Annotated in this window: 12 protein-coding genes; 10 read left to right on the top strand and 2 right to left on the bottom strand. The window is 60.8% G+C overall.

Annotated features, from left to right (window positions below):
• The first annotated feature begins 78 nt into the window (after positions 1-78).
• Genes asnB through nadE form a run of 4 tightly spaced genes read left to right on the top strand, consistent with a single transcriptional unit; the run spans position 79 to position 4,904 of the window.
• Complete coding sequence (asnB, locus tag ASD32_RS16830; protein ID WP_060639193.1) at positions 79-2,025, top strand: asparagine synthase (glutamine-hydrolyzing); 1,947 nt, start codon at positions 79-81, stop codon at positions 2,023-2,025.
• 21 nt (positions 2,026-2,046) lie between these two features.
• A complete protein-coding gene (locus tag ASD32_RS16825) occupies positions 2,047-2,325 on the top strand; it encodes an acyl carrier protein (protein ID WP_060639192.1) in 279 nt (92 codons plus the stop codon).
• 24 nt (positions 2,326-2,349) lie between these two features.
• Positions 2,350-3,894: an AMP-binding protein gene (locus tag ASD32_RS16820; RefSeq protein ID WP_060639191.1), complete on the top strand. Its 1,545-nt coding sequence runs from the start codon at positions 2,350-2,352 to the stop codon at positions 3,892-3,894.
• A complete protein-coding gene (gene nadE / locus ASD32_RS16815; RefSeq protein ID WP_060639190.1) occupies positions 3,891-4,904 on the top strand; it encodes an NAD(+) synthase in 1,014 nt (337 codons plus the stop codon). Before ASD32_RS16820 ends, nadE begins: the two co-directional genes overlap by 4 nt.
• Positions 4,905-4,938: 34 nt before the next feature.
• Here the strand turns inward: nadE and ASD32_RS16810 are convergent, their stop codons facing one another.
• Positions 4,939-6,054 carry a hypothetical protein gene (locus ASD32_RS16810; protein ID WP_060639189.1) on the bottom strand — a complete coding sequence of 372 codons (1,116 nt, stop codon included), beginning with the start codon at positions 6,052-6,054 and terminating at the stop codon, positions 4,939-4,941.
• A gap of 53 nt (positions 6,055-6,107) precedes the next feature.
• Entirely contained in the window at positions 6,108-6,806 is a 699-nt protein-coding gene (locus ASD32_RS16805) for a HemK/PrmC family methyltransferase (RefSeq protein ID WP_060639558.1), read from the bottom strand.
• 279 nt (positions 6,807-7,085) lie between these two features.
• Here ASD32_RS16805 and ASD32_RS16800 point away from each other — a divergent pair, with 279 nt between their 5' ends.
• From ASD32_RS16800 to ASD32_RS16775, 6 genes are all read left to right on the top strand, one after another.
• Entirely contained in the window at positions 7,086-8,339 is a 1,254-nt protein-coding gene (locus ASD32_RS16800) for a lipopolysaccharide biosynthesis protein (protein ID WP_082546821.1), read from the top strand.
• Between the two features lie 82 nt (positions 8,340-8,421).
• Complete coding sequence (locus ASD32_RS16795) at positions 8,422-9,594, top strand: GNAT family N-acetyltransferase (protein ID WP_244490187.1); 1,173 nt, start codon at positions 8,422-8,424, stop codon at positions 9,592-9,594.
• A gap of 171 nt (positions 9,595-9,765) precedes the next feature.
• A complete protein-coding gene (locus ASD32_RS16790) occupies positions 9,766-11,394 on the top strand; it encodes a GumC family protein (RefSeq protein WP_060639188.1) in 1,629 nt (542 codons plus the stop codon).
• Position 11,395: 1 nt separating this feature from the next.
• On the top strand, positions 11,396-12,736 hold the full coding sequence (locus ASD32_RS16785) for an O-antigen ligase (RefSeq protein ID WP_060639187.1): 1,341 nt from the start codon (positions 11,396-11,398) through the stop codon (positions 12,734-12,736).
• A complete protein-coding gene (locus tag ASD32_RS16780) occupies positions 12,729-13,505 on the top strand; it encodes a polysaccharide deacetylase family protein (protein ID WP_060639186.1) in 777 nt (258 codons plus the stop codon). The genes ASD32_RS16785 and ASD32_RS16780 overlap by 8 nt, the downstream gene beginning before the upstream one ends.
• Positions 13,502-14,788 carry a glycosyltransferase family 4 protein gene (locus ASD32_RS16775; RefSeq protein WP_060639185.1) on the top strand — a complete coding sequence of 429 codons (1,287 nt, stop codon included), beginning with the start codon at positions 13,502-13,504 and terminating at the stop codon, positions 14,786-14,788. The genes ASD32_RS16780 and ASD32_RS16775 overlap by 4 nt, the downstream gene beginning before the upstream one ends.
• The last annotated feature ends 35 nt before the right edge of the window (positions 14,789-14,823 follow it).

Raw genomic sequence — 14,823 nt, 5'->3', positions numbered from 1 at the left:
TTCTGGTCCAGATTAACACATAGCGGGTACTTTTCAGGCATTATGCAATCTCCAAGAGCAAGTCAGGGATTTTGCTGCATGTGCGGATTTGGCGGATACTTCGGAGATGGCGTCGCGCCCCATGATGCGCAGCCGCTGCTGCAGCGCATGGTTGCTGCGATTGCGCACCGGGGGCCGGACGAGCAGGGCATCTTCACCGCCCCTTCCGCCGGACTTGGCCATGCCCGCCTGTCGATCGTCGGCCTGGGCGACGGCCAGCAGCCGATGACCCATTCCAGCGGCGATCTCACCATCGTCTTCAACGGCGAAATCTTCAACTATGTCGAGTTGCGCGAAACGCTGAAGGCGCAGGGTCATGTGTTCCGCACCGGCAGCGACACAGAAGTTATCCTGCACCTTTATGAGCGCATGGGGCTGGATTGCCTGTCCCTGTTCAATGGTGATTTTGCCTTTGCGATCTGGGATGCGTCCAGAGAAAGAATGGTAATTGCCCGCGACCGGATGGGCGTGCGGCCGCTGTTCTATACGACAGTTGGACAGACCCTCTATTTCGCCTCGGAAGTAAAGGCGCTGCTTGAAGTGCCGGGCGTGCGGGCCGAGATGGATCCGCTGGCGCTGGATCAGATCTTCACGCTCTGGGCGCCGATTGCGCCGCGCACCGCGTTCCGCGATATTTTCGAGCTCGAGCCCGCACATCTTTTGATCGCCGGCAAAAGCGGCATGTCGATCAGGCCCTATTGGCAGCTGCAATATCCGGATATCGGCGAGCCCGCCGCCTATAAAGACGAGCGCGACGCCGCCGAAGAATTGCGCGATCTTTTGACCGACGCAACACGCATCCGGATGCGGGCCGATGTTCCCGTCGGCTCATATCTGTCCGGCGGCCTTGATTCCTCGATCGTCTCGGCGCTGGCAGCCCCCATGGCACCCGGCGGCCTCTCGACCTTCTCAGTCACCTTCGGCAGCGCCGAACATGACGAGAGCATTTTCCAAGAACAGATGGCGACCGCGCTCGGCACGCATCATCACGCGGTTGCCTGCGGCGAAGGCGATATTGCCAGCGCCTTTCCGGACGTGATCCGCTTCACCGAACGCCCGATCCTGCGCACGGCACCGGCGCCGCTCTATCAACTGTCCGGTCTTGTTCGCGAAAAGGGGCTGAAAGTGGTCCTGACCGGGGAAGGCGCCGACGAGGTTTTTGCCGGGTATGATATCTTCAAGGAGGCCCGGGTGCGCCGTTTCTGCGCCCGCCAGCCCGGTTCGCGGATCAGGCCGCATCTGTTTCGCAAGCTCTATGCCTATCTGCCCGGCCTGAAGCAGCAATCGGCCGAATATCTCGCTGCCTTCTTCGGCGCCGGTGACGACCCGATGGACGATCCGCTCTTCTCGCACCGGCCGCGCCTGCGCGGCACCGCTGCCGCCAAGCTGTTCTTCTCCGCAGACCTGCGCCAGACGCTTTCGGGCTACGACGCGGCGGCAGAACTCGTTTCGCGGCTTCCGCAGGACTTTTCCCGCTGGCATCCGCTGCATCAGGCGCAATATCTGGAAAGCCGTTTCCTGCTGCCGGGCTATATCCTGTCGAGCCAGGGCGACCGGATGGCCATGGCGCATGGCGTCGAAGGCCGTTTCCCGTTCCTCGACCACCGCCTCGTTGAATTCGCCACCCGCCTGCCGCCTGAAATGAAGCTCAAGGGGCTGGTCGAAAAACACATCCTGCGCGAGGCGACGAAACACCTCCTTCCGGACACGATCGGCCGCCGCACCAAGCAGCCCTACCGCGCGCCCGACAGCCAGTCCTTCGTCGGCAAAAACGACCGGGACTATGTCCGCGACGCCTTCAGCGAGCGCAGCATTGCCGAAACCGGCCTTTTCAATCCGAAGGCCGTTTCCAAGCTTTATGAAAAATGCAGCGACAAGCCGGCGTCCGGCTATCGCGACAATGCCGCCTTCGTCGGCATCCTATCAACCCAGCTCTGGCAAAACACGTTTTCAGCCACCAAGGCGCTCAGCACCCAGGCGGCTTGAGCTTCATCTGAGGAAAAACCTATGACCCAGCCCATCAAAGACAGCATCAAGGCCTTCATCATCGAGAACTTCCTGTTTGGCGACACCGCCTACGACCTGCAGGACGACGCGTCGCTGATCGAAAACGAGGTCATCGACTCCACCGGCGTTCTCGAACTGGTCGCCTTCATCGAAGACCAGTTCGGTTTCGTCATGGCCGATGCGGATATCGTGCCCGCCAATCTGGATTCGGTGGCACGCATCACGGCCTTCGTTGCCAGACATGCCGGAGAAAACGCACTCAACAAGATGTCGGCCTGATACGAGGCGACGGGGAGACAGACGATGCGCGTCGAGGAATTCCTGCAAGCCAGTGCCCACGTCCACGGCGCAAAGACCGCCTTGGTGGCGGGCGACAAGCGCTTCACCTATGCGCAGTTCGAAGCGGCAGCCGCAAGTTTGGCATCGTCGCTGGCCGCAGGCGGCATCGTGCGCGGCGACCGCGTCCTCGTCTTCATGAACAATTGCTGGGAAGCGGCGGTCTCGCTCTTTGCGATCCTGAAAGCCGGAGCAACCGCCGTGCCGGTCAATCCCTCGACCAAGGCCGACAAGCTTGCCTATATGATCGGAAATTGCGAGGCGGCCGGCATTCTGACGCAAGGCAAGCTGCTGCCTGTCCTGTCCGAAGCACGCAGGATTGCGCCACGGCCACTGTTCGTCGCCGCGACGACATTCAGAGGTGCAGGTCCCGGTAACGGCATAGCCGATTTCGAAACGTGCCTGGCAGCAACCGGAGGTGGCGTGCAACACCATGGTATCGATGTCGATCTGGCGCTGTTGATCTATACGTCAGGCTCGACCGGGCGCCCCAAGGGCGTGATGATGACGCACCGCAACGTCGAGGCGGCTGCAACATCGATCACCACCTATCTGGAAAACACGGCTGACGATATCATCCTGAACGTGCTGCCGCTTGCCTTCGACTATGGGCTCTACCAGCTGCTGATGGCGGTCAAGCTTGGCGCAACCATCGTGCTCGAAGCCTCTTTTGCCTTTCCGCAGGCGATCTTCGACCGCATTCGCGAAGAAAACGTCACCGGTTTTCCGCTGGTACCGACCATGGTGGCGATGATCCTGCAGATGCGCGACCTGGAGCCGGATTTCCTGCCGAGCCTGCGCTACATCACCAATACCGCAGCAGCCCTGCCACCGGCCCATATCGCCCGCCTGCGCGAATTGTTTCCGCGTGCAACTGTGTATTCGATGTACGGCCTGACGGAGTGCAAGCGCTGCACCTACCTGCCACCGGCCGAACTCGATCGCCGCCCCGGCTCGGTCGGTATCGCCATTCCCAATACCGAAGCCTTCGTGGTCGATGACAACGGCGAGCGCGTGGCGCCTGGCATATCCGGCGAGCTGGTGATCCGTGGCCCGCATGTCATGCAGGGCTACTGGCGCAACGACGAGGCGACCGCAAAGATGCTGCGCCCCGGCCCCAATCCGTGGGAAAAGGTGCTCTATACCGGCGACCTTTTCCGCACCGACGACGAGGGCTTCCTCTATTTCGTCGGCCGCAAGGACGACATCATCAAGACCCGCGGCGAGAAGGTTGCGCCCAAGGAAGTGGAAACGGTGCTGCATGCCCATCCGGGCATTGCCGAGGCTGTCGTCATCGGCCTGCCCGATCCGGTGCTCGGCCAGGCCATCGTTGCCCTCGTCGTTCTTTCCGATCCCGCTCTGAGTGAGCGCGACATCATCAAGCATTGCGCCGCCCATCTCGAAGACTTCATGGTCCCGCGTGTCATCGAGTTTCGCGATGAGCTGCCGAAGACGGATACCGGCAAGGTCAGCCGCAGGCTCGCTGCAGAAACATTGGAGGCTGCCGAATGAACATGCACAATGCCGATACATCCGCCGCGTTTTCGAAGGCAACGCTTTCAATCGACCCGGCGAAGGAAACCGACAAAATCGTCGCTGCGCTGCGCGAGCAGTTGCGCGGTCCTTTACGCAAGCGAGGCCTTGTCCTCGGCCTTTCCGGCGGTATTGACAGCAGCGTCTGCGCAGCGCTTGCCGCCCGCGCTGTTGGCGCAAAGAACGTCTACGCCCTGTTCATGCCGGAAAACGATTCCGATCCGGAAAGCCTGCGGCTCGGCCGCACCATCGCCGAGACTTTCGGCATTGACAGCATTGTCGAGGATATCGGTCCATCGCTGCAGGCCATGGGCTGCTACGATCGCCGCGATGCCTTCATCCGCGAACTGGTTCCAGACTATACCGGCGCCTGGGCCTCCAAGATCGTCATTTCCAACGCATTGGAAGGCGACGGCTACAATATTTCCTACCTTGTCGTGCAGGATCCGGATGGCAAGCAGACCAAGCTGCGCATGACGCCGTCGGTCTATCTCGGCATTGTTGCGGCAACCAACATGAAGCAGCGCACCCGCAAGCAGCTCGAATATTTCCATGCGGACCGGCTGAACTTTGCCGTCATCGGCACGCCGAACCGGCTGGAATATGACCAGGGCTTCTTCGTCAAGAACGGCGACGGCGCAGCCGACGTCAAACCGATCGCCCATCTCTACAAGACCCAGGTCTATCAGCTGGCAGCCTATCTCGGCGTGCCCGACGAAATCTGCAAACGCCCGCCGACGACCGACACCTATTCGCTGCAGCAGACGCAGGAGGAATTCTACTTCTCCCTGCCCTACGACCGGATGGATCTCTGCCTTTACGGCCTCAACAACAATCTGCCCGCAGATCGTGTTGCGGCTGCTGCCGGCCTCACGGCCGATCAGATGTCACGCGTCTGGGCCGACATCACAGCCAAGCGCAAGGCAACCCGCTACCTGCATCTGGCGCCGCAACTGGTCGAACCCGTCAGCGAGATCGCGCCGAAATAACAGATGATCGTGCGAACACGGCAGCGGGCGGGTATCAGCCGATATCGCCCGCCGCAAGCCGGCTCCAATGTTCACCAGCCAGCCCGTTGAAGAACCCTTCGCCATTCTGGAAGGCCTGCAGGATCTGCGGATCCTTGGTATGAATGACGCTTGAAGCGATATGGGTGAAGGAGATGCGCCGGCCGAGCATAGCCTCAAGCAAAGCCGGCTGCGTGCGGCCGCGCAGCGCGACCAGGCCTCGCTCTGTGGCATGTGCGATCAGGCAATCGATGACCTGGCGTTCCTGCCCGGGGATGGACAGGATCTGCAGAACCCGGCCGATGCGCCCTGCATCGCCGTGATAGACGAATGCCCCGATGACGGCACCGGTGCGCGCCTCCACCTGGCAGAACACCGCCTCGCCTTCTGTCCGCGCCTGCCTGGCATCCTGCAGGATATAGGTGAGCTGCGCTTGCGGAAAATCAGGCCGGAGCCGGTAGCGCGCTGTCAGCCGGACAAACAGCGCGGCAAACTCATCGACGGACACACCACGCGTTTTGAAGCTCCCCTGCCCGTTCCACGACGCCGGAATGCCGGACCACCGTAGATCATCAGCCCCCATGCGGCGGCGCAGTATATCGTCGGTCTTGCGGGCCAGCGGCCACAGAAGCCGCGCAGCGCCGATGCGGCTCGATCCAAGCTCGGTGAAAAAACCGGCCGGCCGGATGATGCGCAGCCAGTCGAGACTGTATTGCGGCAAGGCCAGCCCGCGCAGCTTCATCCACATCGAGGCCGAGACTTCGCTGGCCGTCTCGCTGAACGAGAGATCCTGGGGCCCTGCAAGAAATGCCTTGAGCAGGCGCGCACCGGCCAGCGGATCGGCCTCCCGCCCCTCGACCATCAGCGAGCCGCAAATGGCGGCGCGCAGCGGCCGGCCATCAAATGTCACCGGTAATCCCGTTGCCCCGACAAAACCCGTCATCTCGCCGCTGTCATCGAGATGAACGAGCGAGTGAATACCGATGTCCTGGCCGGGTGCATCGAGATAGAAAGTTTCCAGATAGTCCGAAAGCGCCTTGCTTGGCTGCATCTTGCTATCGCGGAAGACGCGTTGAAACATCCCGGCAAGGGCCGGGATATCGGAGCTTTGCAACGCGCGAATTTCACTCATCGGCTTTCTAGCTTCCGGCAACGGGTTCTTCGAGCAGGCCCGATTGAAATCGGTTAAACATCGGAGCGTTTTTGAACATAGGCGGCACGCGGAAGGCCAGCCGCGTCCTCGGCAAAGGCCGCAGGCTCATATCCGCGTGCCCGGGCAAGAAGCGCTGCGGCCTGGCGGTGCTGACCCTCGCCGAATTCGAAGGCCAGCCAGCCGCCCGGTTTCAGGAATGCCAGTGCATCGCGCACGAGACGCTGATGGATGGAGATACCATAGGGTCCGCCATCGAAGGCTTCGCGTGGCTCGTTGTCGAGAAGATGGGCGCTATCGCCTTCGAGACGCTGGGTGGAGATATAGGGCGGATTGCAGACGATCAGATCGATCTTGCCGTCGAGATCACGCCCGGCAAGGCCACCGAAAAGGTCGCCCTGGATGACCGTGATGCGATCGGAAAACCCGCAGCGCTCGGCGTTGCGTTTTGCAAGGTTCACGGTCTCGTCCGTCAGATCGCAGGCGAAGAGCCGCGCCTTGGGAACATGCGTGGCGATGGCCAGCGCCAGGTTTCCGGAGCCGCAGCACATGTCGATGACACGCAGATCTCCGGCCGGATAATCGGGCAGTCCCTCGATCAACCGGAGCGCTGTACGGCCCAGAAGCTCGGTTTCCTCCCTGGGTACGAGCACGCCGGGAGCCAGTTCCAGGTCAACGCCCATGAAACGATGCAGCGCCGCTCCCGTCCGGTCCTCAACACCTGCCTTGTCCATCACAACAGCAACTCCAACCTGCAACCGTCAAAACCTTCTGCAATCAATAGCGTAGTGAAGTAAACATAAACTGAAATCCGTCTGTTAATGCCAACCGTTAACCTCAATATGAATTCTGTGGCGTCAAACAACGTGTTTCACGGCTGAATTAACGACCTTTGCAGCGAATGAAAGTATTGTTGCCGGGGTCATCAAGTGAAACAGGCACGCCCGCAAGAGGAGAAACCGGCGGTGACAACGGACGCTTTCCATGCGCCCAAGCAGCGAACGCTGATGTCGATGGTCATGTCCTACATGGCTTCCGGCGGCAGCCTCATCTTGAGTTCGGCTGCCCAGTTGCTCACCTTCGCCATTCTCGCCCGCTCGCTCGGCGTCAATGAGTTCAGCGTCTTCGTCGCCGTCAGCGCCGTTTGCAACATTGCCGTCCATCTTTGCGGACTGGGCGGCATGGAGTGCCTGGTCCGGCGCGTCGCACGCGATCCCTCGATGTATCCGGTCATGCTTGGCCACAACATCATCCTGACAACCATCAGCGGCGTGGCGCTGGTTCTGCTCGGCGTGGCTATATTGCCGTTCTTCTTTGCGCTTTCGCCCGATCCGTCACTGAACCTCCTCGATATGGCGGTGATGCTGGTCACCAACATTATTTTCGTGCGTATGATTGTCCTGACCGAGCAGATCTTCATCGGCCATTCCAATTTCGTCTCGGCCAATATGACCGTGGTCGGCTTTGCGATTGCGCGCACGGTCGCCGCAGCGCTTGCGTGCCTTGCCTTTGGTGTTTCGACGGTTGCCGAATGGGCGCTTTGGCAATTTGCCTGCCATGTGCTGGTCGCTGCCTTTTGCATCCGTGCCTTGGCTAAGCTCGGGCGTCCCGAATACCGGATCGTGCGCGAAGAACTTCCGCTCGGCATGTATTTCAGCATTCCCTTCATTTTGCGCGCCATTCGCCAGAATGCCGACCTCCTGACGCTGAGCCTCGTGACCACAGCCGAAATCGTCGCAAGCTACAGCGTCGCCCGCCGTATTCTCGAAAGCAGCTATCTCTCCGTCGAAGCCTTGAACCGGCTGATGTATCCGGGTTCGGCGCGGGCGGCGGCCAATGGCCTGCACAAGGCGATGGACCGTATCCGCAAGGTGCTGTTTGCCGCCACCGGCATCAGCCTGGCAGCGGCAACAACCGTATTTCTTCTGGCACCGCTGCTGCCCTACCTGTTCGGCCACGAATATCTGACGCTTGTTTCCTTCGTGCGCAGCCTCTGCTGGGTCGTCGTGCCGCTCGGCATGTGGTCGATTGCGGTCGAAGCGCTGGGGGCCGCCGGATACCACGCGGCGCGCGCCAGCGTCATGGGTCTTGGCAGCATTCTGGGCGCGGCCTTGGCCGCCTGGGCAACATGGTACGCCCCGCCGATGGGCACAGTCGTGTCGTTCTACATTATCGAGATTGCAATGGTGGCCGTCGCCTGGGCGGTCTTCTTTCGATACGCAAAGAAGGATGAGGCAAAAGATGCAGCCGGTGCCACCCTTGCATGAGGCCGCGTCAGGTTGCTTGGAAAATACTGACCCGCATACTGTAAATACACTGGCTGAAAGAGCCGGATTTGAAGAGTGGATTATGACACCCGCTGCAGAAAGCGCACTGAGAAAGCCCGTCGAACTTTCCGGCCCGCCCGCCGCGGAGGAACGCGCGCGGCCGCATGCAGGCACGGTCCGCGCGATGGAGCGATCCGACTTGCCGGCGATTGCCGATCTCTTCACCCGGACCTTTCGCAAGAACAACCGGGCGACGGACAGCCAATTGGCGGGCTATCTCGAAACGGTTTTCTTCAGCAGCCCTTTTTACACGCCGGATGCCGGCAGCATCGTCCACCTCAACGAAACGTCGGCGATCGATAGCGCCATCCTCGCCATGCCGGTGGAGTTCAATGTTCACGGACGCACGGTCACCGCGAAGATCCTCTGCGCCTTCATGGCGGAAGGAAAATCCGGTGCGGCGGGTGCCGCACGTCTTGCCCGCATGATGCGCGCCGCACGCCAGGATTTCTGCTTTTCCGACAATGCATCGCCTGTCAGCGCCGACCATTGGGTCGCTGCGGGGGGATTGGTCCTGCCCGTCCAGAGCCTCGAATGGCATCGCACGTTCCGGCCAGCCGCAACAGCGCTTAACCGCGCCTGCCGCAAGATCAAGCCGCTGGCCAGACTGCCGTTGCACGGACTTGCGCGCCTTGCGGACAGTTTCGTGCGCCGCTCGAAACGCTCCTTCGCCGCAGTTGCCCATGACGGCATTACCAGCGCACCACTCTCGCCTTCGCAATTCATGGAACAGGCGCACATAATGATGCAGCGTTTTTCCGTGCATCCGGTGTTTTCCAAGCCCGAATTTGACTGGCTGATATCGGCGGCAAAACTGAACGCATCGCTCGGCGAACTGCAATGCCGGGGCGTCATGGATGCGCAGGGAAAAGAGATCGGCTGCTACCTTTATTTTGGTGCCGATGGCCGCAATGCGATGGTCATGAATGTCTTTTGCCATGAGCGCCAGGAGGCTGCCGTCATCGCGCAGCTTTTTGCCGACCTGGACAACCTTGGATATGCAAGCGCGCAGGGCATGGCCCAGCCGTTCCTGACACAGGCAGTGCTGCGCCAGCGCCATCTGGTCCACCGGCATACCGGCTATTTCTGCCTGGTGACGCGTCACGCCGACCTGAAGGCAGCCGCCAGCGGCGATGGCTTCTATGCCGGCGGCCTTGCTTCGGAAAGCTGGAGCCGGCTGCTTCACGATTTCTAGAGTGCTTCATCTTCAAGCAGACGGATTCTGGACCGCTGGGGATACCCGATATGCGCGTACTCGCATCCGCCATTTTAACGTCCGGTTTACCATAAGCGGCTATTCATGATGTTCACCCAGAACACGGCGATAGTCTGTACGGGCTTGAAGCACGCTGCGGAGACAGAACGGATGTATACGCCGAAGGAGCCGGAACTGCGGCAAGCGACCAAGCGCCCGGAAACGGCTGCGCGCGCTCGCCCGCGCCCCGGTTCCCTGCTCGATCTGGTCTCCGACGACGAGGACGATTTCCGCCCCGCCCACCACCCATCCCAAACTGCTGAGACAAGCCGCACTCCCTTTTCGCCAAACCAGCAGCAGGCAGCGATTTCCGAACAGATCAACACGCCACCTACGCCCGTCAAAGGGCAGATCATGGGATATGTCGCGGCCCTTCGCGCCATCGGCCCCGATGACGTCTTTCAGTGGTTGAAGGATGGCCTGCTCTGGATTATCGGGGCAACGGTACTCTGCATGGCCGCCGCCCTGATCTATGCGATGGCCGCGCAGCCGCGTTATACCGTCTATACGGACCTCGTCATCGATCCCGCCAATCTTCAGGTCGTCAACGACGACGTGTTCGGCAACAGCCCGCTGCGCGATTCCCAGCTGCTTGAGGTCGAAAGCAAGCTGCGTGTCCTGACATCCCGCAATGTCCTGACCCGCGTCATCGCCAGCATGAACCTGACGCAGGACGAGGAATTCGTGAAGCCGGGCCTGTTCGACGGCATCAAGCAGCTGTTTTCGAGCGCCAGCAAGAACGAGACCGAGCAGGCCAAGATGCTGAGCGCAATCCGCGCGCTGGCTGAGCGTGTCGAAGCCCGCCGGGAAGAACGCTCCTTCGTCGTGTCGCTCGGCGTGTATACTGACAGCCCTGAGAAATCGGTGGCGGTATCCGACGCGATGGTCGATGCCTTTGAAAAGGAAATCTTCGAATCTGCCGCGCAAAGTGCCGGCAGGGTCGCGACGACGCTGAACGATCGGCTGGAAGAGCTTCGCCGCAACGTCACCAGCGCGGAAGCCAAGGTGGAGGAGTTCAAGCGCAGGAACGGGCTGCAATCCGCCAATGGCGAACTGGTCAGCACCCAGCTGGTTGCCGAGTTGAACACCCAGGTCCTGACGGCGCAGCAACGCTTTATCGAGCTGGAAACCCGCTACAAACAGATGCAGGACGCTATCTCCACGGGCCGGACCAGCACGGCCTCCGTTTTTGCCTCCCCGGCCATGACAGCGCTGCGGCAGGACTACGATCAGGCGCTGTTGCAGCTCAATTCCCTCAAGCTGACCTATGGCACAAGGCATCCCCGGATCACGGCAGCAAACTCCGATCTGTCGACCCTGAAGGCCTCGATCGACAACGAAGCCCGGCGGATCGCCGACACGGCGTTCGGCGACATGAATCAGGCGAAATCGGCGCTGGCAGCGCTGCAGGGCAAGGCGAGCGAACAGCAGACGACCGTCTACATGGACAACGATTCCCAGGTGGAACTGCGCGATCTGGAACGCGACGCGCGCGCCAAGGCTGCGCTCTACGAAACGCATCTGACCCGTGCTCAGCAGATCACCGAGCAGCAGCAGATCAACACCTCCAACATCCGGGTGATTTCCCGTGCAATGCCGCCGCAATCGCGCAGCTGGCCGCCAAGAACGCTGCTCCTGCTGGCCGCCGGCGCCTTTGCCGGTATCGCCATCGGCATCGGTCTTGCGCTGCTGTTCGGCATTCTGCGGGCGTTTCGCCAGCACCAGCCGCGCACGGGCTGAGATGAAGACCGCGTCGCCGGACACTCACGCAGTCCCGGACACCGCCGGCATCGGAACGTCCGGTATCGGCGCCGGTCCGGTGCTGTTTTTGGCGATCTTCCTGTTCTTCTGGATCTCCATGACGCCATTCGTCGATCTCACCGGCGAAAACATCCTCGACCCGTCCGCCGGCAATTCCAACCGGCTCAACCAGATCGTCTCGCTCAGCCTGTTTGCCGGCACGCTCTGCTACGGCCTTTTCCACCCGCTGCGCGCCACCATCCTGCAGCCGCGTGCCCTGCTCTTGCCGATGTTCGGCTGGTTCCTGTTCGTGTCGCTAATATCCAACCATCCGATGCTCGGCATCAAGGCTGTCGTCCTGACCGTCATGGCAACCATCAATGCCAGTATCTATCTGTTGATGCCGTCATCGGAGAAGCAATTTGCCAAGATGCTGGCGATCGGCACGCTGATCACGCTGGCAACCGCCTATTACGGCGTTGTCTTCAAACCGGAACTGTCGATCCACCAGCTTTCGGAGCTGCGCGAACCGATGAATGCCGGCATGTGGCGCGGGCATTTTCCACACAAGAACAGCGCCGCCGCCGCCATGGTGCTTGCCTGCTTCTTCGGGCTGTTCGTCATGAATGCCTGGTCGCGGCTGGCGGGGATCGCCATCGTTGTGCTGTCGGTCGTTTTCCTGCTGCACACGGGCGGCAAGACCTCCAGCGCCATGCTGCCCGGCATCCTGATCCTTGCCTTCATGTTCGAGCGCTTCCGGTTTCTGCGCATACCCATTGCGGTCGGTGGCGTCGCGCTGTTCAATCTGTTTGCCGTCGGCTCGGCGGTCATCAAGCCACTTGGCGATTTCATCAGCTCGCTGGGGATCGACGCCACGTTCACCAACCGCGCCGACATCTGGCGCTTTGCCTTTACGGCATTGTCAGAAAATCCGGTCACCGGTTACGGCATCAAGGCATTCTGGCAGACACAGGAACTGGTCTATAGCGGCGGTGCCGTCGAAACCTGGGCGGTGGCGGCAGCCAATGGGCATAATTCCTACCTCGACATCGCCCTGATGGCCGGCATTCCCGGCCTGCTCATGACCCTGGTCTGGGTGCTCTTCTTGCCGTTGCGCGACATATCGCGCTTGCCTGCAGCCATCGAACATTCCGATCTGACGCGGCTTTTCATCCGGGTCTGGCTCTACCTCATTTTCAACGCCGGCCTCGAAAGCCTGTTCTTCGAGGGCGGCAATCTACTCTGGTTCACCTTCCTTTATTGCCTGTATGGCCTGCGCTTCCAATCGTCGGCGACGCTGACCGGGGAACGGCTGGCAGAAAGGCCGGCGGCCCATGCCTGATATCGTCAGCACCATCACCAATATCACCGACCGGCTGAACAACCGGCTGATCTGGAAATTTGCAAGGACTCGACGGCCTATCCCCACCAACCGGCCGGTCATCTCCTTCACCTTCGACGACGTTCCCGATACCGCCCTCACCAACGGTGCCGCCATTCTGGAACGATATGACGCGCGCGGAACCTTCTATATCGCCGGCGGATTGGAAGGGCGCATAGAGCCGGACCGCCGCCTGATCTCGGCTGAAGGCTGTCTTGAGCTCCATGCACGCGGCCACGAAATCGGTTGCCATACCTTTTCCCATCGCAAGATCAACACGCTGAGCAGCCGGTCATTTGCCACAGATCTTGACCGCAACGAGCGCTTTCTAAGCGATGCCGGTATTGCCCGCCCTGCCACCAATTTCGCCTTCCCTTATAATGCCGCATCGCCCCGGCTCCGGCACGTTTTGAAACAGCGTTACAGGACATGCCGCGCGGCAGGCGAAGCCATCAACCGGGGAGACGTCGATCCTTTCATGCTGAAAGCCGTGGAAATCCGTCAGCCGGAGGACCATGCGCTGGGGCTGACACGGTGGATCGACGATGTCGCAGCCAATCCGGGCTGGCTCATCTTCTTCACCCACGACATCGCCGCCACCCCAACACCCTACGGCTGCCGGCCGGAAACGCTGGAACGGCTGGTGTCCTACGCCCGCGAACGCCACTGCGACATTCTCCCGGTCCATCAGGCCCTGGACCGCTTCGGCTGGAAGGAGGCCCAGCCTTGACCAACGTCACCCCGGCGACCGGCAAACCGGCATTGCTGAAGATCAACAACTACTTCTACCGCCGCGGCGGCGCCGAGGCGGTGTTTCTCGATCATATCGCCATGTTTGAAAAGGCAGGATGGGACGTCGTTCCCTTCGCGATGCAGCATGAGTTGAACCCGCCGAGCCCATGGTCAGACTATTTCGTGTCCGAAATCGAGTACGGCCACGACACGGGCACGCTGAACAAGATCAAGCAGGCCGCAAAAATCATCTATTCCTTTGAGGCGCAGCGCAATATCAAGCGGCTGATCGAGCGGGTCAATCCGGCCATCGCCCACGCGCATAACGTCTACCATCACCTGTCTCCGGCAATCTTCTCGACACTAAAATCGGCCGGCGTACCGACGGTCATGACCGTTCATGACCTCAAGCTCGCCTGTCCCTCCTACAAGATGCTGCGGGATGCCAAAGTCTGCGAGGACTGCAAGGGCGGCCGCATCCACAATGTGCTGGTACATCGCTGCATCAAGGGATCGACCGTGCTCAGCACCGTGGTTCTGGCCGAAACCGCATTGCATCGCAGCCTTGGATTGTACCGTAACAATCTCGACCGCCTCGTCGTCCCCAGCCGGTTCTATATCGACAAGCTGAACGAATGGGGCTGGCCGCGCGAAAAGATGGTCTACATTCCCAATTTCGTCGATATCGAAGCTTTCGAAACCAGCTGGACGGAAGGCGACTACTTCGCTTTCGCCGGGCGTCTCGCACCGGAAAAAGGCATCGACACGCTGATCCGCGCCGCCGCACAGGCGAGGCAAAGGCTGGTGATTGCCGGAACGGGGCCGGAGGAAGCAGCCCTGAAAGCGCTGGCGGAAACGCTTGGAGCGGATGTTGTCTTTGCCGGATACCTATCCGGGGAAGCGCTCCACCGCTTGATCGGGCAGGCGAAGGCCCTGGTGCTGCCGTCGGAATGGTACGAGAATGCCCCGATCAGCGTGCTTGAAGCCTATGCACTCGAAACACCGGTTATCGGCGCCAAGATTGGTGGAATTCCCGAAATGATCCTTGAAGGCGAAACCGGCCTGATGGGGATGCCGGGAAATGTGCAGGATCTGGCCTCAGCGCTTTCCGCGATGAATGCGCGCTCGCCGCAGGAACGGCGCGAGATGGGCCGCATGGCACGCCAATGGATTGCCGCCGAATTTTCCGCTTCCGCCTATCTCGGGCGCACAACGGAACTCTATGCCACCCTCGGTGTACACCTTCCAGAACCGCAACGCCTAGCCACACACTCAAATTGATACATTTTTTCACATAACAACCCCAAATTTCAGCC

This window comes from Rhizobium sp. Root483D2 (genome assembly GCF_001426685.1).
Taxonomy (GTDB): Bacteria; Pseudomonadota; Alphaproteobacteria; order Rhizobiales; family Rhizobiaceae; genus Pararhizobium; species Pararhizobium qamdonense.
This window is presented reverse-complemented; position numbering and strand designations above follow the sequence as displayed.